Genomic DNA, 20,982 nt, shown 5'->3' with positions numbered 1-20,982 from the left:
GACGTAAGTAGAACCATGGCAAAGCTCAAGGTTGACGGTAAAGAGATCGAGGTTCCGGATCATTTCACGCTGTTGCAGGCGTGCGAGGAGGCTGGTGCTGAAGTTCCGCGCTTTTGTTTTCATGAGCGCTTGTCGGTCGCGGGTAACTGCCGCATGTGTCTGATTGAGGTGAAGGGCGGACCGCCCAAGCCCGCCGCATCCTGCGCCATGGGCGTGCGCGACGTTCGCGGCGGCCCGAATGGCGAATTGCCTGAAGTTTTCACCAACACGCCGATGGTCAAGAAGGCCCGCGAAGGCGTGATGGAGTTCCTTCTCATCAACCACCCGCTCGATTGCCCGATCTGCGACCAGGGCGGCGAATGCGACCTGCAGGACCAGGCTATGGCCTTCGGTATTGCCGGTTCGCGTTACGCGGAAAACAAGCGTGCGGTTGAAGACAAATATATCGGTCCGCTCGTCAAGACGGTGATGAACCGCTGCATCCACTGCACGCGCTGCGTCCGTTTCACCACGGAAGTTGCCGGCATCGCCGAACTCGGCCTCATCGGCCGCGGCGAGGACGCTGAAATCACCACCTATCTCGAGCAGGCGATGACCTCCGAGCTTCAGGGCAACGTCGTCGATCTTTGCCCGGTCGGTGCGCTGACCTCCAAGCCTTTCGCTTTCACTGCCCGTCCGTGGGAACTGAACAAGACCGAAACCATCGACGTGATGGACGCTCTCGGTTCGGCAATCCGCGTCGATACCCGTGGCCGCGAAGTCATGCGCGTCATGCCGCGTGTCAACGAGGCAATCAACGAAGAGTGGATTTCCGACAAGAGCCGCTTCATCTGGGACGGCCTGAAGACGCAGCGTCTCGACCGCCCTTACGTCCGCAAGGATGGCCGCTTGCAGCCCGCAAGCTGGGGCGAAGCCTTCGGCGCTATCAAGCAGGCGGTTGCCGCGACCAGCGGCAGCAAGATCGGCGCGATTGCCGGTGACCTTGCTTCCGTCGAGGAAATGTTCGCGCTGAAGTCGCTTCTGGCGTCGCTCGGCTCGGCCAATGTCGATTGCCGTCAGGATGGCGCAGCGCTTGATCCGTCTTTGGGTCGCGCCAGCTACCTGTTCAATTCCACAATCGAAGGCATTGAGCACGCGGATGCGCTGCTGATCGTCGGCGCCAACCCGCGTTATGAAGCGGCCGTGCTCAATGCACGTATCCGCAAGCGCTGGCGTCGCGGTGGTTTCCCGATCGGCGTGATCGGCGAAGCCGGTGAGCTGCGCTACAACTACGAATATCTAGGCTCCGGCGCGGAAACGCTTTCCGATCTCGCCAATGGCTCTCACAGTTTTATTGAGAAGCTGAAGTCCGCCAAGAACCCGCTGATCATCATCGGCCAGGGCGCTCTGGCACGCGCCGATGGTGCAGCCGTTCTCGCGGCCGCTGCGAAGCTTGCCGTTTCGGTTGGCGCAATCAGCGAAGAGTGGAACGGCTTCTCGGTGCTTCACACTGCCGCTGCCCGCGTCGGTGGTCTCGACATCGGCTTCGTGCCGGGCGAGGGCGGTGTTGCTGCTGCCGAAATGGTAACGTCCATGGACGTTCTCTTCCTGCTCGGCGCCGATGAAATCGACCTGTCGAACAAGGGCGCCAAGTTCACCGTCTACATCGGTAGCCACGGCGACCATGGCGCGATGAACGCCGACGTCATCCTTCCGGGTGCAGCCTACACCGAAAAATCCGGTATCTGGGTCAACACCGAAGGCCGCGTTCAGGTGGGCAACCGCGCCGGTTTCGCACCGGGCGAGGCCCGTGAAGACTGGGCGATCCTGCGTGCGCTTTCCGACGTGCTCGGCAAGAAGCTGCCGTTCGATTCGCTGTCGGCGCTGCGCGGCCAGCTTTATGTCGCGCATCCGCATCTGGCGGAAACCGATGAGATCGTTGCCGGCAACGGCGCGGATGTCGAGGCACTTGCCGCTCGCGCGGGCAGCCTCAATAAGTCTGCGTTTGCCTCGCCGGTAAAAGACTTTTATTTGACGAACCCGATTGCGCGCGCATCCGCCGTCATGGCCGAGTGTTCCGCATTGGCCCGCAACAATTTCCAGGCTGCGGCAGAGTAAGGGTAGGGGATTATGGAATCGTTTTTCTGGAGCTACGTCTGGCCCGCGCTGATCATGGTCGGCCAGTCCCTGCTGCTTCTCGTTTGCCTTCTGGTGGCCATCGCCTTCCTTCTGCTTGCCGACCGTAAGGTATGGGCAGCCGTGCAGTTGCGCCGTGGTCCCAACGTCGTCGGCCCCTTTGGTCTGTTCCAGTCCTTCGCCGACCTTTTGAAATTCATCCTGAAGGAGCCCGTCATTCCGGCGGGCGCCAACAAGGCGGTCTTCCTTCTGGCGCCGCTGGTTGCCGTAACGCTGGCGCTCGCCACCTACGCGGTCATCCCCTTTGCCGATGGCTGGGTCGTTGCCAATATCAATGTCGGCATTCTCTACATTTTCGCGATTTCCTCGCTTGAAGTGTACGGCATCATCATGGGCGGCTGGGCTTCGAACTCGAAGTACCCGTTCCTCGGCGCGCTTCGTTCGGCGGCGCAGATGGTGTCCTACGAAGTGTCGATCGGCCTCGTCATCGTCACCGTGCTTCTGTGCGTCGGCTCGCTCAACCTCACGGATATCGTTCTGGCGCAGCGCACCGGCCTCGGCACGATGATCGGTCTGCCGGCCTCGTTCCTCGACTGGCACTGGCTGTCGCTGTTCCCGATGTTCATCGTGTTCTTCATCTCGGGCCTTGCCGAAACCAACCGTCCGCCCTTCGACCTTCCGGAAGCGGAATCGGAACTGGTTGCCGGTCACATGGTCGAATATGGCTCGACGCCTTACATGATGTTCATGCTCGGCGAATATGCTGCGATCGTTCTGATCTGCTGCCTGACGACGATCCTGTTCCTTGGTGGCTGGCTGCCGATCGTGGATGTGTGGTTCCTGAACTGGATTCCGGGTATTGTCTGGTTCGCGCTCAAGGGCTGCATGGTTTTCTTCATGATCGCTCTGGTGAAGGCCTTCGTTCCGCGTTACCGCTATGACCAGCTCATGCGCCTTGGCTGGAAGGTGTTCCTGCCGCTGTCGCTCGCCATGGTCGTTATTGTTGCATTCGTATTGAAGCTGACGGGGTGGGCCGGTTGATGTCCGTACGCCTCGCTCAGAAATCTGGAGTTTGAGATGGCAAGCCTTTCCCAAGCCGTCAATTCACTGTTCCTCAAGGAGTTCGTCGGTGCGATCTTCCTGACGATGCGCCACTTCTTCAAGCAGAAGGCCACGGTGAATTATCCTTTCGAAAAGGGCCCGGTGTCTCCGCGCTTCCGCGGCGAGCATGCGCTGCGCCGTTATCCGAACGGTGAAGAGCGCTGCATCGCCTGCAAGCTGTGTGAGGCGATCTGTCCCGCTCAGGCGATCACCATCGAAGCCGGTCCGCGCCGCAATGACGGCACCCGCCGCACGGTGCGTTACGACATCGACATGGTGAAATGCATCTATTGCGGTTTCTGCCAGGAAGCCTGCCCGGTGGATGCCATCGTCGAAGGTCCGAACTTCGAATTCGCGACGGAAACCCGCGAGGAGCTTTATTTCGACAAGCAAAGGCTTCTCGACAATGGCGACCGCTGGGAGCGTGAAATTGCGCGCAACCTCGCACTGGATGCGCCTTACCGTTAAGGCGCAACCGTCTTTCCGGGGGAGACCCCGGAAAGCGAAGAAAGAGTAAAAGAGCCTGCACGGTTATCGCCGGCGGGGACGAAACGGGTAGAGCGCGCGATTGCGCGGTCTTTGCCCGGATGAGGACAAGAAGGCACCAACATGGGTCTGCACGCTGTATTCTTTTATATATTCGCTTTCGTCGCCGTGGCGTCTGCGTTCATGGTCATCGCATCGAAGAACCCTGTTCATTCGGTGCTGTTTCTGATTTTGACCTTCTTCAACGCAGCCGCGCTGTTCCTGCTGACGGGGGCCGAATTCCTCGCCATGATCCTGCTCGTCGTTTATGTCGGTGCGGTGGCGGTGCTCTTCCTCTTCGTCGTCATGATGCTGGATGTGGATTTTGCGGAGCTGCGCTCCGGCGTGCTGCAATATGCGCCGATCGGTGCGCTGATCGGTATCATCCTCGCGGCTGAACTGATCGTCGTGGTCGGCGGCAGCGTGCTTAACCCGCAGGCCGCCAAATCGATTACCATGCCGATCCCGTCACCGGCCGTGCGCACCAATACGGCCGCGCTGGGCGACGTGCTCTATACCAATTACGTCTACTTCTTCCAGCTTGCAGGTCTCGTGCTGCTGGTGGCCATGATCGGCGCCATCGTGCTGACGCTGCGTCACCGCACCGACATCAAGCGGCAGAACATATCCACGCAGGTCGGCCGTGACCCGAAGACCGCCGTCACCACGGTCAAGGTCAAGCCGGGCCAGGGCATCTGAAGGCGCGAACGGATCCAAGGAAACAGAATATGGAAATCGGTCTTTCCCACTACCTGACGGTCAGCGCGATCCTCTTCACGATCGGCATCTTCGGTATCTTCCTCAACCGGAAGAACGTCATCGTCATCCTCATGTCGATCGAACTCATCCTGTTGGCGGTGAACATCAACATGGTGGCGTTCTCGGCTTTCCTGAACGACATCGTCGGCCAGGTCTTCGCACTGTTCATTCTGACCGTCGCAGCCGCCGAAGCGGCCATCGGTCTTGCAATACTCGTTGTCTTCTACCGCAACCGCGGATCGATCGCTGTCGAAGACGTCAATATGATGAAGGGCTGATAAGGCTATGATCTACAAGGCTATCGTCTTTCTTCCCCTGATCGGCTTCCTGATTGCCGGCCTGTTTGGCCGGTCGATCGGCGCCAAGGCTTCGGAATATGTCACCACCGGTCTGATGATCGTGGTCGCCGTCCTGTCGTGGATCGTCTTCTTCTCCGTCGCGCTTGCCCATGGCGAGCCGGGCGAGGTGATCAAGGTCACCGTGCTGCGCTGGATCCAGTCCGGCGGCATCGACGTCGAGTGGGCGTTCCGCATCGATACCCTGACGGCCGTCATGTTCGTCGTCGTCAACACCGTCTCGACGCTGGTGCACCTCTATTCGATCGGATACATGCACCACGATCCGCATCGTCCGCGCTTCTTTGCCTATCTTTCGCTGTTCACCTTCGCGATGCTGATGCTGGTGACCTCCGACAACCTGCTGCAGATGTTCTTCGGCTGGGAAGGCGTTGGTCTGGCGTCGTACCTGCTGATCGGTTTCTGGTTCAAGAAGCCTTCGGCGTCTGCTGCTGCCATGAAGGCGTTCATCGTCAACCGTGTTGGCGACTTCGGCTTCATTCTCGGCATATCAGGCGTCTTCGTGCTGTTCGGCTCGATCAATTTTGAGACCATCTTCGCTGCCGCCAGCACCTATCTGCCGGCTGAAGGTGCAGCTTCCACCGAAACCGTCATCAACCTGTTCGGCATGCAGCTGGACAAGGCCAATGCGATGACGGGCGTCTGCCTGCTGCTTTTTATGGGCGCCATGGGTAAGTCGGCGCAGTTCCTGCTGCACACCTGGCTGCCGGACGCGATGGAAGGCCCGACCCCTGTGTCCGCCCTCATTCACGCCGCAACCATGGTCACCGCCGGTGTCTTCCTGGTTGCCCGCATGTCGCCGCTGTTCGAATTGTCGCATGATGCGCTCACCGTCGTGACGCTGGTCGGCGCCATCACCGCCTTCTTCGCAGCGACCGTCGGTCTCGTGCAGAATGATATCAAGCGCGTGATTGCCTATTCGACCTGCTCGCAGCTCGGTTACATGTTCGTGGCACTTGGCGTTGGCGCTTATGGCGCGGCCGTGTTCCACCTCTTCACGCATGCCTTCTTCAAGGCACTGCTGTTCTTGTGCGCCGGTTCGGTTATCCATGCCGTCGATGGCGAGCAGGACATGCGTTACATGGGCGGCCTGCGCAAGCATATCCCCATCACCTTCTGGACGATGACCGTCGGCACGCTTGCGCTGACAGGTGTAGGCATTCCGGGCACGATGATCGGCTTTGCCGGCTTCTTCTCGAAGGACGTCATCATCGAATCCGCTTATGCGTCCCATTCGGTACTGTCGGGTTTCGCCTTCACGCTGCTGGTCATCGCAGCGCTGTTCACCAGCTTCTATTCCTGGCGTCTGGCGTTCATGACCTTCTTCGGAAAGCCGCGCGCTTCGGCTGACGTGATGCACCATGTGCATGAATCGCCGATGGTCATGCTGATCCCGCTCTTCATCCTCACCGTCGGCGCGATTTTCGCCGGTGTTGTCTTCGAAGGTTATTTCTTCGGCCATGAATATGCCGAGTTCTGGAAGGGTGCTCTCTTCACGCTTCCGGAAAATGAAATCCTTGACGAGTTCCACCATGTTCCGCTGTGGGTCAAGTGGAGCCCGTTCTTCGCCATGGCGCTTGGTTTTGTCACCGCATGGTACATGTATATCAAGTCGCCAGAGACGCCGAAGCGTCTGGCAGCGACCCATCGCGGCCTCTATCAGTTCCTCTTGAACAAGTGGTATTTCGACGAGCTTTACGACTTCCTGTTCGTGCGTTCCGCAAAGGCGCTTGGCCGCTTCCTGTGGAAGAAGGGCGACGTGGCCGTCATCGACCACTATGGACCGAACGGCATTGCAGCGCGTGTGGTTGACGTGACCAACCGCATGGTCCGCCTGCAATCCGGTTACCTTTATCACTATGCCTTTGCGATGCTGATCGGCATCGCGGCGCTTGTCACCTGGATGATGCTCGGGAGTGCGTTTTGATGACCGATTGGCCAATTCTTTCAACGGTCACCTTTCTGCCGCTCGTCGGCGTGGTGCTCTTGCTGCTGACCAATGAGAACGGCCCTTACGGTCGCCGCAACATTCTCAACGTCTCGCTGCTGACGACCGTTTTCACCTTCCTGGTTTCGCTGTTCGTCTGGATCGGCTTCGATAATTCGAACCCCGGTTTCCAGATGGTGGAAAAACACGCATGGTTCGGCAACATCGCCGCCTATCATCTGGGCGTCGACGGCATCTCCATGCTGTTCGTCATCCTCACCACCTTCCTCATGCCTTTCTGCGTGCTGGCAAGCTGGCAGTCGGTTGAAAAGCGCATCAAGGAATACATGATCGCCTTCCTGCTTCTGGAAGTCGTCATGATCGGCGTCTTCGTGGCGCTGGATACGGTTCTTTTCTACGTCTTCTTCGAAGCAACGCTGATCCCGATGTTCATCATCATCGGCGTCTGGGGCGGCAAGGATCGCGTCTACGCATCCTACAAGTTCTTCCTCTACACGCTGCTTGGCTCGGTTCTGACCATGCTCGCCATCATGGCGATGTACTGGCAGTCCGGCACGACCGATATGACCGAACTTCTGAAATACGGCTTCCCGGCCGGCATGCAGACGTGGCTATGGCTTGCCTGTTTCGCGGCATTCTCGGTCAAGATGCCGATGTGGCCGGTACATACCTGGCTTCCGGATGCCCACGTGCAGGCGCCGACCGCAGGTTCCGTCATTCTGGCAGGCGTCATGCTGAAGCTTGGCGGTTACGGTTTCATCCGTTTCTCGCTGTCGATGTTCCCCTTGGCGTCGGACTATTTCGCACCCTTCGTCTTCACGCTGTCGGTTCTCGCCATTATCTACACCTCGCTGGTGGCGATGATGCAAGACGACATCAAGAAGCTGATCGCCTATTCCTCCGTTGCCCACATGGGTTACGTGACCATGGGCATCTTCGCGGCCAATGTGCAGGGCGTGCAGGGCGCAATCTTCCAGATGCTGTCGCACGGCATCGTGTCGGGCGCGCTCTTCCTCTGCGTCGGCGTCGTTTACGATCGGCTGCATACCCGTGAGATCTCTGCCTACGGCGGTCTCGTGAACAACATGCCGAAATATGCCGTCGCCTTCATGATCTTCACCATGGCCAATGTCGGTCTGCCCGGCACCTCCGGCTTCGTTGGTGAATTCCTGACGCTGATCGGCGTATTCCGCGCCAACACGCTGGTCGCGCTGTTTGCGGCAACCGGCGTCATCCTCTCGGCCGCTTACGCGCTGTGGCTCTACCGCCGCGTGATTTTCGGTGCGCTTGAGAAGGAAAGCCTGAAATCGATGCTCGATCTGTCAACCCGCGAAAAGGTCATCCTTTATCCGCTGGTTGCGCTGACGATCTTCTTCGGCGTCTATCCGGCTCCGGTTTTCGATGCGACAGCCGCTTCGGTCGATCTTCTGGTAAACAACTATACGGCTGCATTGCAGGCGGCGCAAAATGTTGCGCTTTCTATGAATTGACGACAGGACCCGTTGGACATGACCGCTGAAATTCTTTTTGCCAGTCTGCACATCGCGACGCCCGAGCTGATCCTTGCGGTCGGCGCGCTGGCGCTGCTCATGATTGGCGTCTTCTCGGGCGACAAGTCGACAACGACGGTCACGGGCCTCTCCGTGGCCTTGCTGCTCGTCGTCGGTCTCTGGATCGTCTTTGCGCCCGCTTCGGGTGTGGCTTTCGGCGGCGTTTACGTCGCCGATGCCTTCGGCAACTTCATGAAGGTGCTGGCGCTGATCGGGTCGATCACCGCCATGATCCTTTCTGTCGGCCAGAGCCGTTTTGAGCCGGTCGGCCGGTTCGAGTATCCGGTGCTTCTGGTTCTGGCGACTCTCGGCATCCTGCTGATGATTTCGGCCAACAACCTGATCTCGCTCTATATGGCGCTGGAGCTGCAGTCGCTTGCGCTCTACGTCGTCTGCGCCATCAACCGGGAAAGCCTGCGCTCCACCGAAGCGGGCCTGAAATATTTTGTTCTCGGTGCGCTCTCCTCGGGCATGCTGCTTTACGGCATGTCGCTGGTTTACGGCTTTACCGGCAATACCGGCTTTACCGAAATCGCCCAGGTTCTGACGGCGGAGACCCGTTCGCTCGGCCTCGTCTTCGGTCTGGTTTTCGTTCTTGCCGGTCTGGCATTCAAGATTTCCGCCGTGCCGTTCCACATGTGGACGCCGGATGTTTATGAGGGTGCGCCGACACCGGTCACGGCCTTCCTGTCTGCCGCCCCCAAGATCGGCGCCATGGCGATCTTCGTTCGCATCGTTGTTGACGCTTTCCAGCCGGTCTTTGCCGACTGGCAGCAGATCGTCGTCTTCATTTCCATCGCCTCCATGCTGCTCGGCTCGTTCGCGGCAATCGGCCAGAAGAACATCAAGCGCCTGATGGCCTATTCTTCCATCGGTCACATGGGTTACGCGCTGGTTGGTCTTGCGGCGGGCACCGAGGCGGGTATCTCGGGCGTCATTCTCTACATGACCATCTACATGGTCATGACGCTCGGCACCTTCGCCTGCATTCTCTCCATGCGTCGCAAGGAAATCGGCAATGTCGAAAATGTCGAGGATCTGGCCGGGCTTTCGTCCACCAACCCCTTCATGGCAGTTGTTCTGACGATCCTGATGTTCTCGCTTGCCGGCATTCCGCCGCTTGCCGGATTCTTCGGCAAGTACTACGTCTTCCTTGCTGCCATTGAAGCCAAACTCTATCCGCTTGCCGTCATCGGTGTGATCGGCTCGGTTGTCGGTGCGTATTATTATATCCGCGTCGTCAAGGTCATGTGGTTCGATGAAGCCAAGGGCAGCTTCGAGCGTCCGGCTGGCGAACTGAAAATCGTTTATGCGCTCTCTGGACTGTTCGTCGTCGCTTTCATCGTCTTCGGTGGTGCGCTCGGCAATGCAGTCACGGTTGCGGCAAAGACGTTCTTTTGAGCAATACGCACAAGCATACGGGCCGGATGTCCATCGATGACTTCCGGCACGAGGCGATGGCGGAAACGCCATCGACCAACATAGAATGTTTCGCCCGGGCAAGGGCAGCCGATGGCGGCAATCTGTGGATCACCGCCATCCGCCAGACTGGCGGGCGCGGTCGCCGCGGCCGGCCTTGGGTGTCTGAACCAGGCAATCTCTACGCTTCGCTTCTTCTCATCGATCCCGCGCCAATGGACCGCATCGGTTCATTGCCGCTTGCCTTTGCGCTCGCCGTCTACCGCGCCATTCGCGCTGTGCTGCCGACGGGTGGCGAACCGCTAGAGATAAAATGGCCGAATGACGTGCTGATCGGGCGCCGGAAGACCTGCGGCATTCTGATGGAAGCCGAACTTCTGCCGGATGGACGCCGCGCCATCGTCATCGGCATCGGCATCAATATCGCCCACAAGCCTGAAAATCCGCTTTATCCCGTCACTATGCTGTCCGAACACGGGGCGTCGTGCTCCCCCGACGAGCTGTTCGCGCATCTCTTCCGCGAGACAGCGGATGTGCTGCAAAGCTGGGATGAGGGCAGGGGCGTTTCCGGTGTCATGGCCGGATGGCGGGCGGCTGCCTGCGGTATCGGCGAACATATCACCGTCAATTTTCCGGATCGCTCGATCGGCGGGCGTTTCGTTGGAATTGATGATAATGGTTATCTGCTGCTGGATGAGGATGAGGGCACAAGGCGCTCCATCGCCGCCGGCGACGTGTTTTTTGGATGAGGTGGACGGCGTGTCTTCAAAGACCCGCGCCGAACCTCTTCCCACAGGTTGGAGCTTTCCTGCTGCTCATGAAAAGCAGGGTGACAAACCGGCTCCGCATCGGCCCGGTCGATCAGATGATGTTTCAGGTCCGATGCTGTTAAACGGGCGGCTGGGCGCGGCATATTGCCGTCGCCAGCGCGCTCTTGTGAATGGATAAGAAGAACAATGACTAAACAGGACGAACTGGTATTTCTGCCGCTTGGCGGCGTCGGTGAAATCGGCATGAATCTGGCGCTGTACGGCTACGGTCCGGAAAGCAAGCGCCAATGGATCATGGTGGATTGCGGCGTTACCTTTGCCGGTCTCGATCTGCCTGGTGTCGATCTGGTTCTGCCCGATATCAGCTATATCGCCGAGCAGAAGAAGAACCTCAAAGGCATCATCATCACCCACGCCCATGAGGATCACTACGGCGCGCTGAACGATCTGTGGCCGGGCCTCAACGTGCCCGTCTATGCCTCGGGTTTCACCGCCGGCATGCTGGAGGCAAAGCGCGCCTACGAGGGCAGTCGTGCCGAAATTCCAATCACCCCGTTCAAGGCGGGTGATCGCATCAATGTCGGCCCTTTCGAAATCGAGGCCGTCGGCGTCAACCATTCGATCCCCGAGCCAATGTCGCTGGTCATCCGCACGCCGCTTGGCAATGTCATCCACACGGGCGACTGGAAGATTGACGAGGCGCCGTCTCTCGGTCCGTTGACGGATGAGGCGCGTTTCCGCGCCATCGGCGAGGAGGGCGTGCTGGCGTTGATGTGCGACAGCACCAACTCGCTGCGTGACGGCGTATCGCCTTCGGAGCACGAAGTGTCTGAGGGGCTGCGCCAGATCATTGAAAATGCCGAGGGTCGCGTGGCCATCACCACCTTCTCCTCCAATGTCGGCCGTATCCGCTCCATCGCGCAGGCTGCGGAAGCTGCCGGACGCGAAGTGCTGCTGCTCGGCTCGTCGCTGAAGCGCGTCGTCAACGTTTCGCAGGATCTCGGCATCATGGAAGGTATCAAGCCGTTCCTGGCTGAAGACGAATACGGCTATATTCCGCGCAACAAGGTGGTCGTCATTCTCACCGGTTCGCAGGGTGAGCCGCGGGCAGCCCTTGCCAAGCTTTCGCGCGATGAGATGCGTAATGTGGCGCTGGCTGCCGGTGATACGGTGGTATTTTCCTCGCGCGCCATTCCCGGCAACGAAAAGGCGATCATCGAGATCAAGAACGGCCTGATAGAGCAGGGCATCCATATCGTTACCGACAATGAGGCTTTGGTGCATGTCTCCGGCCATCCCCGCCGTAACGAACTTCTGAGGATGTACGAATGGACCAAGCCGCAAATCCTGGTGCCGGTGCATGGCGAGGCGGCGCATCTGGTGGCGCAGAAGGAACTGGCCGAACAGGCCGGCATTTCTCAGGTGCCGAAGGTTCGTAACGGCAACATTCTGCGTCTGGCGCCTGGTCCTGCGGAAGTCATCAACGACGCACCGCACGGCCGCGTCTTCAAGGACGGCAACCTCATCGGTGACCTCGACGAGATGGGGATCAGCAACCGCCGCAAGCTTTCCTTCGCCGGCCATGTCTCCGTCAATGTGCTGCTGGACAGCCGCTACGACTTCCTCGGAGATCCCGATGTCGTACCTTTCGGCCTGCCGGAATTCGATGATGAGGGCGAGGATATGGAAGATACGCTCTATGACGCCGTACTCGGCGCCGTGGAAAGCATCCCCCGGGCCCGCCGCAAGGATCTTGCGCTGCTGCGCGAGTCAGTGCGCCGCGCCGTACGCGCCGCTGCCAATCAGGCATGGGGCAAGAAGCCGATCGTGACGGTTTTCGTCACCAAGGTCTGAACCGGAAAATCCCGGGTTTTCAAACCGTCACGCCCCGTCATGTCCGGGCCATCTCGGACATGACGCAATCGCCGTCCGCGATCGTTCCTTCTCCTCTCTTGCAGCTTTTTACACATCTTGCAGGGAAGTGATTCCGGTTCGCGGATGAATGCGTTACAAGGGGCGCATCGCGCAGGAGGACGTCATGCCGCTTCTTTCGGTCTTCGCCATTTATTTCATCGTCTGGTGGACGGTGCTTTTCGTTGTGCTGCCGATTGGCCTTCGCACTCAGGAGGAAGACGGCGATGTGGCGATCGGCACGGTTGCAAGCGCCCCGTCAAGGTTCAGGGGCGGGCGCATCGTCTTGTGGACAACGCTGATATCGGCTTTGATCTGCGGGCTCTGGTACGGCGTAACCTGGTGGTTCGGCGTCAGCATGGACGACCTTCCGAGAATTATCCCGGTTTTCGACTGAAGCACTTCACCCACGCGCCAGGATTAAGCGCGCCGCAGAATTTTGCAGCGTGGCGGGCTTCGTGATGCGATTTAAGGCAACATAAGCTGTGCTGCCGCTTTATGAACGGTCGCCACAAGATGCGCCAGTGTTGTCACATGGATGTCATATCAGTCGTGCACACACCATGAGCGTGTCTGGCGGGCAATTCGCTGTCACAATTTTACCGGAATAAGCATTCGGGGTTGTGAACTTCGCCGGAATCAAAAAAAAACAAGGCATTTCAGCCTTGTTTTTCAGGTTTCGCGTGATCTGTAACCGTTACCGGGGCAGCGACAAGCGCGCCTAAGATCGAATCCTCCCAAGACTGACCGCGAAAACGGCAAGAATTTAGACTTCCTGCCTCTTTTGTGAGCTAAAGTTAGCCCAATCACCCATGCTTGTCATCTCATTTTTTGCATATTTGTTACAGTCGGCAAAAAATTCCCTGTGGTGCAATTTGTCGCACCGGATCAAGAATAATATTCCGGCCAAAGCGTTTTGACGCGAATTAGCTATCGCGAAAATGCCACGAGATCGCCTGGGCAGGTCTTTGCATGGCGGGTTTTCTTCTTGGTCAGAAACAGCTATGTACGGCGCCAATATCCCTCTATTCGGGGCGATTCCCGCGCCTTTGCGTGTTGTTGCCCATACCAATGGAAGTCGTCATGCGTCTCAGCCGTTATTTCATGCCCATCCTGAAGGAAAACCCCAAGGAAGCGGAGATTGTCTCCCATCGCCTCATGCTGCGTGCGGGCATGATCCGGCAGCAATCGGCTGGCATCTATTCCTGGCTACCGCTCGGCAAGCGCGTTCTGGACAAGGTCAACAGGATCATCCGCGAAGAGCAGGATCGCTCAGGCGCGATCGAGCTTCTGATGCCGACGCTGCAGACCGCTGAGCTGTGGCAGGAGAGCGGCCGTTATGACGATTACGGCAAGGAAATGCTGCGCATCAAGGACCGTCAGGACCGCCAGATGCTGTATGGCCCCACTAACGAGGAGATGATCACTGACATCTTCCGGTCCTATGTGAAATCCTACAAGAACCTGCCGCTGAACCTCTATCATATTCAGCTGAAGTTCCGCGACGAGGTGCGCCCCCGTTTCGGCACCATGCGCTCGCGCGAGTTTTTGATGAAGGATGCTTATTCCTTCGATCTGACCAAGGAAGACGCGATCCACTCCTATAACAAGATGTTCGTGGCTTACCTGCGCACCTTTGAGCGCCTTGGCCTGCGCGCCATTCCCATGCGTGCCGATACCGGCCCTATCGGCGGCAATCACAGCCACGAATTCATCATTCTGGCCGATACCGGCGAATCCGAAGTCTTCTGCCACAAGAGCTTCCTCGACCGCGCCATCCCCGCCGACGATACCAACTTCGACGACGTCGCAGCCCTTCAAGGCGTTTTCAACGAATGGACGGCCGACTATGCTGCCACCTCGGAAATGCACGACGAATCTGCTTATGAGGCCATTCCCGATGGCGAGCGCCTTTCGGCGCGCGGCATCGAAGTCGGCCACATCTTCTATTTCGGCACCAAATATTCCGAGCCGATGGGCGCCAAGGTGCAGGGTGCTGATGGCAAGGAACACCCCGTTCACATGGGGTCCTACGGCATTGGCCCGACACGCCTTGTTCCCGCCATCATTGAAGCATCGCATGACGAAAACGGAATCATCTGGCCGGCTTCGGTCGCTCCTTTCGATGTCGTGATTATCAACATGAAGGCAGGTGACGCAGCCTGTGATGCGGCGTGCGAAAAGCTGTATTACTCGCTCTCCAATGCCGGCAAGGATGTTCTTTATGACGATACGGACGACCGCGCGGGCCAGAAGTTCGCGACTGCTGACCTGATCGGCGTGCCGATGCAGATCATCGTCGGCCCACGTTCGGCAGCGAACGGTGAAGTCGAGGTGAAGGATCGCAAGACCGGCGACCGTGAAACCGTCACAATCGAAGCGGCAATGAACAGGGTGCTTGGCTAAGCGCGAAATGGTGAAAGTGACGAGCGGTTTTCGCCTGAAATCCGCTCCAGCTTTATGAGATCAAGATCAGGGGTCGGTTTTTTGTGAAAACCGGCCTTTCAAGTTCAGATCAGGGAGACGACATGGCAAAAGCCGAGGCTGACAAGGGTGCGGCTCCTTCCGCCCGGGAAAGGACCGCCCGGCCGTTTTCTGCTTTCGAGCGCATGGTGGCCTGGCGCTATCTGCGGTCGCGGCGCAAGGAAGCGTTCATTTCCGTCATCGCCGGCTTTTCCTTCGTCGGCATCATGCTGGGCGTCGCGACGCTTATCATCGTCATGGCTGTCATGAACGGTTTTCGCACCGAGCTGATTTCGCGAATTCTCGGCATCAACGGCCATATGATCGTCCAGCCGATCGACCAGCCCTTCAACAATTACGATGAGCTGGCGAAGAAGTTCTCCGCCATTCCGGGCGTGACGATGGCCCTGCCGCTGGTAGAGGGGCAGACATTGGCCTCCGGTCGCGGTGGCGCCGGCTCGGGTGCGCTCGTGCGCGGCGTTCGCCAGGACGATATCGACAAGATCAAGGAAGTCGCCACCAACGTCAAGACCGGCGATCTCGTCGGCTTCATGGCGGGCGACGGGGTTCTGGTTGGCTCAAGGCTTGCCGCACAGCTTGGCGTGACGGCGGGCGACGATATCACCCTCATTTCGCCTGAAGGCGATGTGACGCCGATGGGTGTCAACCCCCGCGTCAAATCCTACAAGATTTCGGGCGTCTTCGAGATCGGCATGTCGGAATATGACGCGTCGATGATCTATATGCCGCTGTCCGAAGCCCAGCTTTATTTCAATGCCGAAGGCCTGGTGCAATCCATCGAGCTTTACGTCAGTCGCCCAGACAATGTCGACGGCATCCGCCCCCTGGTGGAGCAGGCAGCTGAACGGCAGATATATATCACCGACTGGAGACAGCGTAACCAGACCTTCTTTTCCGCCCTGCAGGTGGAAAGAAACGTGATGTTCATGATACTGACGCTCATCGTTCTGGTAGCGGCGCTCAACATCATTTCCGGCCTCATCATGCTGGTGAAGGACAAGGGCAGCGATATCGCCATTCTGCGCACCATGGGCGCCAGTTCCGGCGCCGTCATGCGTATCTTCTTCATGACGGGAGCTGCCATCGGCACGGTCGGCACATTCGCCGGTGTGGCACTCGGCGTCATCGTCTGCCTCAATGTGGAATCGATCCGGCAGTTCTTCTCCTGGGTATCAGGCACGGTGCTGTTTGATCCGCAGCTCTATTTCCTCAGCCAGCTTCCGGCCGAAATGGATATCAGCGAGACCATTACCGTCGTCATCATGGCGCTGACGCTTTCTTTCCTGGCAACCATCTTTCCGGCATGGCGGGCTTCCAAGCTCGATCCGGTGCAGGCCCTGCGTTACGAATAAGGACCGCTTCACAATATGGCAAAAAAATCAGTGCTGCGGCTTACCGGCGTCGAGAGGACCTATGGTCAGGGCGAGACGTCGCTCTCCATTCTGCGCAAGGCCGATTTCGAGTTGAAGAGCGGTGAGATGGTGGCGCTTGTTGCCCCCTCGGGCACCGGCAAATCCACGCTGTTGCATCTCGCCGGGCTTCTCGAACATCCGGATGCTGGCGAGGTTTTCATCAATGACGCGCCCTGCAATGGTCTGCCGGATGAAAAGCGCACGGCGATCCGCCGCAGCGACATCGGTTTCGTCTACCAGTTCCATCATCTGCTGCCGGAGTTCACGGCGGTGGAGAACGTGATGATGCCGCAGCTCATCGCCGGTCTGACGCAGGGCGAGGCTCGCAAGCGTGCGAGCGCGCTACTCGATTACATGCGCGTCGGCCATCGCGGCGAACATCGCCCGGCTGAGCTTTCCGGCGGTGAACAGCAACGTGTGGCGATTGCGCGCGCCGTTGCCAACGCACCGCTCCTGCTTCTCGCCGACGAGCCGACCGGCAATCTCGATCCCGAGACCGCGCATTACGTGTTCGATGCGCTGGAGGCGCTGGTGCGCCAGTCCGGCCTTGCCGCACTGATCGCCACCCATAATCACGAGCTCGCCAACCGCATGGACCGCCGCGTGACGCTTGCAGACGGCAAGATCGTAGACTTCTGATCGTGATGCAGTAAGGCGACCATAACGCCGCCTTTGAGATCTTTTCTGCGGCTGAGTCTGTCTACGTTCACGTTTCCCGCAAGGCCACTCGTCCTTCCACAATTGAATTTTCACGAACCCGGAGGTGTTTTTGCCTCCGGGTTTTTTTGCTTTGGAGTCAGTGGCTTGCCATTCACGAAGGTGGAACCGCGGCCGATTCTGCCGCGTTAGCAAGGAGACTATCAATAAAAGCCTGTTGACAATCGAACAAAATGAGAACAAAGTTAGAACATAACGAGTAAGGAGAGACCAATGACTGATTTCATCCGTGACGTTGCCGCTTTCGCCTCCATCGCTGTGTTTGTCGCCAGCTTTTCGGTGATCCTCACTGCCCTGTGAAGGGCACACCGGCGCAGAAGCCTGTATAGACGCCGAAAGGCGGTGGACTTTGAAGGCCGAAAATCGGAAAATCGCCCCCTCGATTCAGAATGACAGGAGGACGATATGGGCGAGACGGTTACGCGTGGAGAGACCTCTGGCGAAACGCTGAAAACACCCGGTTTCGTCCATCTGCGGGTTCACTCCGCTTACTCCCTGCTTGAGGGGGCTTTACCCCTCAAGAAAATCATGTCCAAGGCCGTTGCAGACGGCCAGCCGGCCATAGCCATTACCGACACCAACAATCTTTTCGTCGCGCTGGAGTTTTCCGAAAAGGCGCGTGATGAGGGCTTGCAGCCTATTATCGGCTGTCAGGTGTCGATCGACATGCAGGATGCGGTGGATGATCGCCGCAACCACAACAGCCACCTTGCCAAGCTTCCAGCCATCGTGCTGCTCGCGGCTGATGCCGGAGGGTACAAGCGGCTGGTGGACCTTATCAGCCGCGCCTATCTGGAAGGCGAAAGCGGTGGCCAGTCCGTGCATATTACCCGTGCATGGCTGGAGGAAGCCTCCAATGCCGGGCTGATCGTGCTGACGGGTGCCTCCGGTGGTCCGGTGGATATGGCTCTGAAGGAAGGGCATACGGCGCAGGCGAGAGAACGCCTGCTGGCGCTGAAATCACTCTTCGGTGACAAGCTTTATATCGAATTGCAGCGTCAGTCCGGTTTCGACCGCGCCCATGAGCGGCGTATGATCGGGCTTGCTTATGAACATGATATTCCGCTGGTCGCCACCAACGAGGCGTTCTTCCCTTCGAGGGCCGATTATGAGGCGCATGATGCATTGATGGCGGTGGCGCATAACGCCATCGTTTCGGATGACAGCCGGTTCCGCCTGACCCCCGACCATTATATGAAAAGCCGTGAGGAGATGGCGGAGCTGTTTGCCGACCTTCCGGAGGCACTGGAAAACACCGTCGAAATCGCAATGCGTTGCTCGTACGTGCTGAAGAAGCGTGGGCCGATCCTGCCGCGCTTCACCGGTGCCAGCGACGATCCCGAAGCGGCGCAACGGGCAGAGGCCGAAGAGCTTCGCCGTCAGGCCGTCGAAGGTCTTGATCTTCGCCTTGCGGCCCTCGGCATGGCACCAGGCTACACAGAGCAGGAATATCGCGACAGGCTGGATTTCGAGCTTGGCGTCATCGAACGCATGGGTTTTCCCGGTTACTTCCTGATCGTTGCGGACTTCATCAAATGGGCCAAGCAGCAGGATATTCCAGTCGGCCCCGGCCGCGGTTCGGGTGCAGGCTCGCTCGTGGCCTATGCGCTGACCATCACCGATGTCGATCCTCTGCGCTTCTCGCTGCTGTTCGAACGCTTCCTCAATCCCGAACGCGTGTCGATGCCCGACTTCGATATCGACTTCTGCCAGGACCGCCGCGAAGAGGTGATCCGCTACGTGCAGCGCAAATATGGCCGCGAGCAGGTGGCGCAGATCATTACCTTCGGTTCGTTGCAGGCGCGCGCGGCATTGCGCGACGTCGGCCGCGTGCTGGAAATGCCCTATGGACAGGTGGACAAGATCTGCAAGCTGGTCCCCAACAACCCGGCCAATCCGACGCCGCTGTCAAAAGCGATCGAGGAAGAGCCGCGTCTGCAGGAAGAGGCGGACAAGGAACCCGTCGTTGCCCGACTTCTGGATATCGCCCAGAAGATCGAGGGGCTTTACCGTCACGCCTCCACCCATGCTGCCGGTATCGTCATCGGTGACCGGCCGCTGTCGAAGCTGGTGCCGATGTATCGCGATCCGCGCTCCGACATGCCGGTTACCCAGTTCAACATGAAGTGGGTGGAAAGCGCCGGCCTCGTCAAATTCGACTTTCTCGGTCTGAAGACCCTGACGGTGCTGAAGGTTGCTGTCGATTTCGTTGCCAAACGCGGCATCAAGGTCGATCTCGCCGCAATTCCGCTGGACGACGCCAAAACCTACGAGATGTTGTCACGCGGCGAAACCATCGGCGTGTTCCAGGTGGAAAGTGCCGGCATGCGCAAGGCGCTTATCGGCATGCGCCCGGACTGCATCGAGGACATCATTGCGCTGGTGGCGCTTTATCGTCCGGGTCCGATGGAAAACATTCCGGTCTACAATGCCCGCAAGCATGGCGAGGAGGAGCTGGAGTCGATCCACCCCACCATCGACCATCTTCTGAAGGAAACGCAGGGCGTTATCGTCTATCAGGAACAGGTGATGCAGATCGCCCAGGTTCTGTCAGGTTATTCGCTCGGCGAAGCCGATCTTCTGCGCCGCGCCATGGGCAAGAAGATCAAGGAGGAGATGGACCAGCAGCGCGAGCGCTTCGTGGACGGCGCGATCAGAAACAGCGTGTCGAAGCCGCAGGCCAACACCATCTTCGACCTTCTGGCGAAATTCGCCAATTACGGCTTCAACAAGAGCCACGCCGCCGCTTACGCCATCGTGTCCTATCAGACCGCCTATATGAAGGCGCATTATCCGGTGGAGTTCCTTGCGGCCTCCATGACGCTGGATATGGCCAACACGGAAAAACTCAATGATTTCCGCCAGGATGCCAGCCGTCTCGGTATAGAGGTCGTGGCACCTTCGGTGCAGACGTCCTTCCGGCAGTTCGAGACGGGTGAGAACCGCATCTATTATTCGCTGGCCGCCATCAAGGGCGTGGGCGAGGGCGCGGTGGAACACATCGTTACCGTGCGCGACGGCAAGCCATTTGCGAGCCTGGAGGATTTCTGCCTGCGCATCGATCCGAAGCAGATCAACCGGCGTGTGCTCGAAAGCCTCATCAACGCTGGCGGTTTCGATTGTTTTGGCCGCGACCGCGCCGAGATGATCGGCGGGCTGGACCGCATTATCGGTTATTCGCAACGCGCGCAGGAAAGCCGCGTTACCGGCCAGTCGGACATGTTCGGCTCCGGCGGCGCAAGCGGCCCGGAAAAGCTCATCCTGCCTGCTTTCCAGCCCTGGCTCGCCTCGGAGAAACTGCTGCGCGAATATCAGGTGCTCGGTTTTTACCTGACCGCACATCCGCTCGATACCTACCGCCCTGTATTGGAAAAGTTGAGGGTGCAGAATTTCGCCGATTTTTCCGCCGCAGTGAAACAGGGTGCGACCGCCGGGCGTCTGGCCGGCACCGTCACCGGCAAGCAGGAGCGCAAGACCCGGACCGGAAACAAGATGGGTATCGTCACCTTCTCCGATGCCTCCGGTCAATATGAGGCGGTGTTGTTTTCCGAAGGGCTTGCCCAGTTTCGCGATCTGCTCGAGGTTGGCAAATCCCTTGTTATCACCGTGCAGGCGGAAGAGCGCCCGGAAGGCATCGGTCTTCGCATCCAGACGGCGCAATCGCTCGAGGAAAAATCCGTCCAAATGCAAAAGGCGTTGCGGGTTTATGTGCGCGATTCAGGCCCGCTGAAAACCGTCGCCCGCCACCTCAATACCAAAGGCGACGGATCGGTTTATTTCATCGTCATCAAGGACGAGGGGAGCCGTGAGATCGAGGTGGAGCTGACGGAGAAATACCGTATTTCCCCTGAGATCGCCGCCGCACTTCGCTCTGCCCCCGGCGTTGTTGATGTGGAGCTGGTGTGAGGCCTCAAG

The 20,982-nt window shown here is 58.7% G+C and carries 15 protein-coding genes; all 15 read left to right on the top strand.

Annotated elements, in window-relative coordinates; translation table 11 throughout:
• The first annotated feature begins 15 nt into the window (after positions 1–15).
• The 15 genes from nuoG (at position 16) to dnaE (ending at position 20,973) form a co-directional block, all read left to right on the top strand.
• A complete protein-coding gene (gene nuoG / locus GH784_RS11185; RefSeq protein ID WP_019565476.1) occupies positions 16–2,097 on the top strand; it encodes an NADH-quinone oxidoreductase subunit NuoG in 2,082 nt (693 codons plus the stop codon).
• A gap of 12 nt (positions 2,098–2,109) precedes the next feature.
• Complete coding sequence (nuoH, locus tag GH784_RS11180; RefSeq protein ID WP_013635951.1) at positions 2,110–3,156, top strand: NADH-quinone oxidoreductase subunit NuoH; 1,047 nt, start codon at positions 2,110–2,112, stop codon at positions 3,154–3,156.
• 36 nt (positions 3,157–3,192) lie between these two features.
• Positions 3,193–3,684, top strand: a complete 492-nt coding sequence (nuoI, locus tag GH784_RS11175) for an NADH-quinone oxidoreductase subunit NuoI (RefSeq protein WP_003512679.1) — start codon at positions 3,193–3,195, stop codon at positions 3,682–3,684.
• Between the two features lie 141 nt (positions 3,685–3,825).
• Complete coding sequence (locus GH784_RS11170) at positions 3,826–4,440, top strand: NADH-quinone oxidoreductase subunit J (RefSeq protein WP_003512680.1); 615 nt, start codon at positions 3,826–3,828, stop codon at positions 4,438–4,440.
• Positions 4,441–4,469: 29 nt separating this feature from the next.
• Entirely contained in the window at positions 4,470–4,778 is a 309-nt protein-coding gene (gene nuoK, locus GH784_RS11165; RefSeq protein WP_003496445.1) for an NADH-quinone oxidoreductase subunit NuoK, read from the top strand.
• 7 nt (positions 4,779–4,785) lie between these two features.
• Positions 4,786–6,783, top strand: a complete 1,998-nt coding sequence (gene nuoL, locus GH784_RS11160) for an NADH-quinone oxidoreductase subunit L (RefSeq protein ID WP_013635952.1) — start codon at positions 4,786–4,788, stop codon at positions 6,781–6,783.
• A complete protein-coding gene (locus GH784_RS11155; protein ID WP_013635953.1) occupies positions 6,783–8,294 on the top strand; it encodes an NADH-quinone oxidoreductase subunit M in 1,512 nt (503 codons plus the stop codon). Before nuoL ends, GH784_RS11155 begins: the two co-directional genes overlap by 1 nt.
• Before the next feature lie 18 nt (positions 8,295–8,312).
• Complete coding sequence (gene nuoN, locus GH784_RS11150; RefSeq protein ID WP_003512691.1) at positions 8,313–9,755, top strand: NADH-quinone oxidoreductase subunit NuoN; 1,443 nt, start codon at positions 8,313–8,315, stop codon at positions 9,753–9,755.
• Between the two features lie 26 nt (positions 9,756–9,781).
• The gene (locus GH784_RS11145) at positions 9,782–10,522 is read left to right on the top strand and encodes a biotin--[acetyl-CoA-carboxylase] ligase (RefSeq protein ID WP_065704969.1); all 741 of its coding nucleotides are present in this window, start codon (positions 9,782–9,784) and stop codon (positions 10,520–10,522) included.
• A gap of 207 nt (positions 10,523–10,729) precedes the next feature.
• On the top strand, positions 10,730–12,397 hold the full coding sequence (locus tag GH784_RS11140) for a ribonuclease J (RefSeq protein ID WP_003512693.1): 1,668 nt from the start codon (positions 10,730–10,732) through the stop codon (positions 12,395–12,397).
• A 148-nt stretch (positions 12,398–12,545) separates the two neighbouring features.
• Complete coding sequence (locus GH784_RS11135) at positions 12,546–12,851, top strand: DUF1467 family protein (RefSeq protein ID WP_065704695.1); 306 nt, start codon at positions 12,546–12,548, stop codon at positions 12,849–12,851.
• Positions 12,852–13,537: 686 nt separating this feature from the next.
• Positions 13,538–14,860, top strand: coding sequence for a proline--tRNA ligase (gene proS, locus GH784_RS11130; RefSeq protein WP_065704693.1), 1,323 nt, complete (start codon positions 13,538–13,540; stop codon positions 14,858–14,860).
• 122 nt (positions 14,861–14,982) lie between these two features.
• Entirely contained in the window at positions 14,983–16,290 is a 1,308-nt protein-coding gene (locus tag GH784_RS11125) for a lipoprotein-releasing ABC transporter permease subunit (protein WP_003512696.1), read from the top strand.
• A 15-nt stretch (positions 16,291–16,305) separates the two neighbouring features.
• Positions 16,306–16,989 carry an ABC transporter ATP-binding protein gene (locus GH784_RS11120; protein WP_013635957.1) on the top strand — a complete coding sequence of 228 codons (684 nt, stop codon included), beginning with the start codon at positions 16,306–16,308 and terminating at the stop codon, positions 16,987–16,989.
• A 483-nt stretch (positions 16,990–17,472) separates the two neighbouring features.
• Positions 17,473–20,973 carry a DNA polymerase III subunit alpha gene (dnaE, locus tag GH784_RS11110; protein WP_153793413.1) on the top strand — a complete coding sequence of 1,167 codons (3,501 nt, stop codon included), beginning with the start codon at positions 17,473–17,475 and terminating at the stop codon, positions 20,971–20,973.
• Positions 20,974–20,982 lie beyond the last annotated feature (9 nt).

Origin of the sequence: Agrobacterium tumefaciens (genome assembly GCF_009649785.1) — a bacterium.
Taxonomy (GTDB): domain Bacteria; phylum Pseudomonadota; class Alphaproteobacteria; order Rhizobiales; family Rhizobiaceae; genus Agrobacterium; species Agrobacterium tumefaciens.
This window is presented reverse-complemented; position numbering and strand designations above follow the sequence as displayed.

Excerpts from the sequence above, each read along its gene's own strand:
- nuoG (WP_019565476.1), top strand. The coding sequence starts at position 16 with ATGGCAAAGCTCAAGGTTGACGGTAAAGAGATCGAGGTTCCGGATCAT.
- nuoH (WP_013635951.1), top strand. The coding sequence starts at position 2,110 with ATGGAATCGTTTTTCTGGAGCTACGTCTGGCCCGCGCTGATCATGGTC.
- nuoI (WP_003512679.1), top strand. The coding sequence starts at position 3,193 with ATGGCAAGCCTTTCCCAAGCCGTCAATTCACTGTTCCTCAAGGAGTTC.
- GH784_RS11170 (WP_003512680.1), top strand. The coding sequence starts at position 3,826 with ATGGGTCTGCACGCTGTATTCTTTTATATATTCGCTTTCGTCGCCGTG.
- nuoK (WP_003496445.1), top strand. The coding sequence starts at position 4,470 with ATGGAAATCGGTCTTTCCCACTACCTGACGGTCAGCGCGATCCTCTTC.
- nuoL (WP_013635952.1), top strand. The coding sequence starts at position 4,786 with ATGATCTACAAGGCTATCGTCTTTCTTCCCCTGATCGGCTTCCTGATT.
- GH784_RS11155 (WP_013635953.1), top strand. The coding sequence starts at position 6,783 with ATGACCGATTGGCCAATTCTTTCAACGGTCACCTTTCTGCCGCTCGTC.
- nuoN (WP_003512691.1), top strand. The coding sequence starts at position 8,313 with ATGACCGCTGAAATTCTTTTTGCCAGTCTGCACATCGCGACGCCCGAG.
- GH784_RS11145 (WP_065704969.1), top strand. The coding sequence starts at position 9,782 with ATGTCCATCGATGACTTCCGGCACGAGGCGATGGCGGAAACGCCATCG.
- GH784_RS11140 (WP_003512693.1), top strand. The coding sequence starts at position 10,730 with ATGACTAAACAGGACGAACTGGTATTTCTGCCGCTTGGCGGCGTCGGT.
- GH784_RS11135 (WP_065704695.1), top strand. The coding sequence starts at position 12,546 with ATGCGTTACAAGGGGCGCATCGCGCAGGAGGACGTCATGCCGCTTCTT.
- proS (WP_065704693.1), top strand. The coding sequence starts at position 13,538 with ATGCGTCTCAGCCGTTATTTCATGCCCATCCTGAAGGAAAACCCCAAG.
- GH784_RS11125 (WP_003512696.1), top strand. The coding sequence starts at position 14,983 with ATGGCAAAAGCCGAGGCTGACAAGGGTGCGGCTCCTTCCGCCCGGGAA.
- GH784_RS11120 (WP_013635957.1), top strand. The coding sequence starts at position 16,306 with ATGGCAAAAAAATCAGTGCTGCGGCTTACCGGCGTCGAGAGGACCTAT.
- dnaE (WP_153793413.1), top strand. The coding sequence starts at position 17,473 with ATGGGCGAGACGGTTACGCGTGGAGAGACCTCTGGCGAAACGCTGAAA.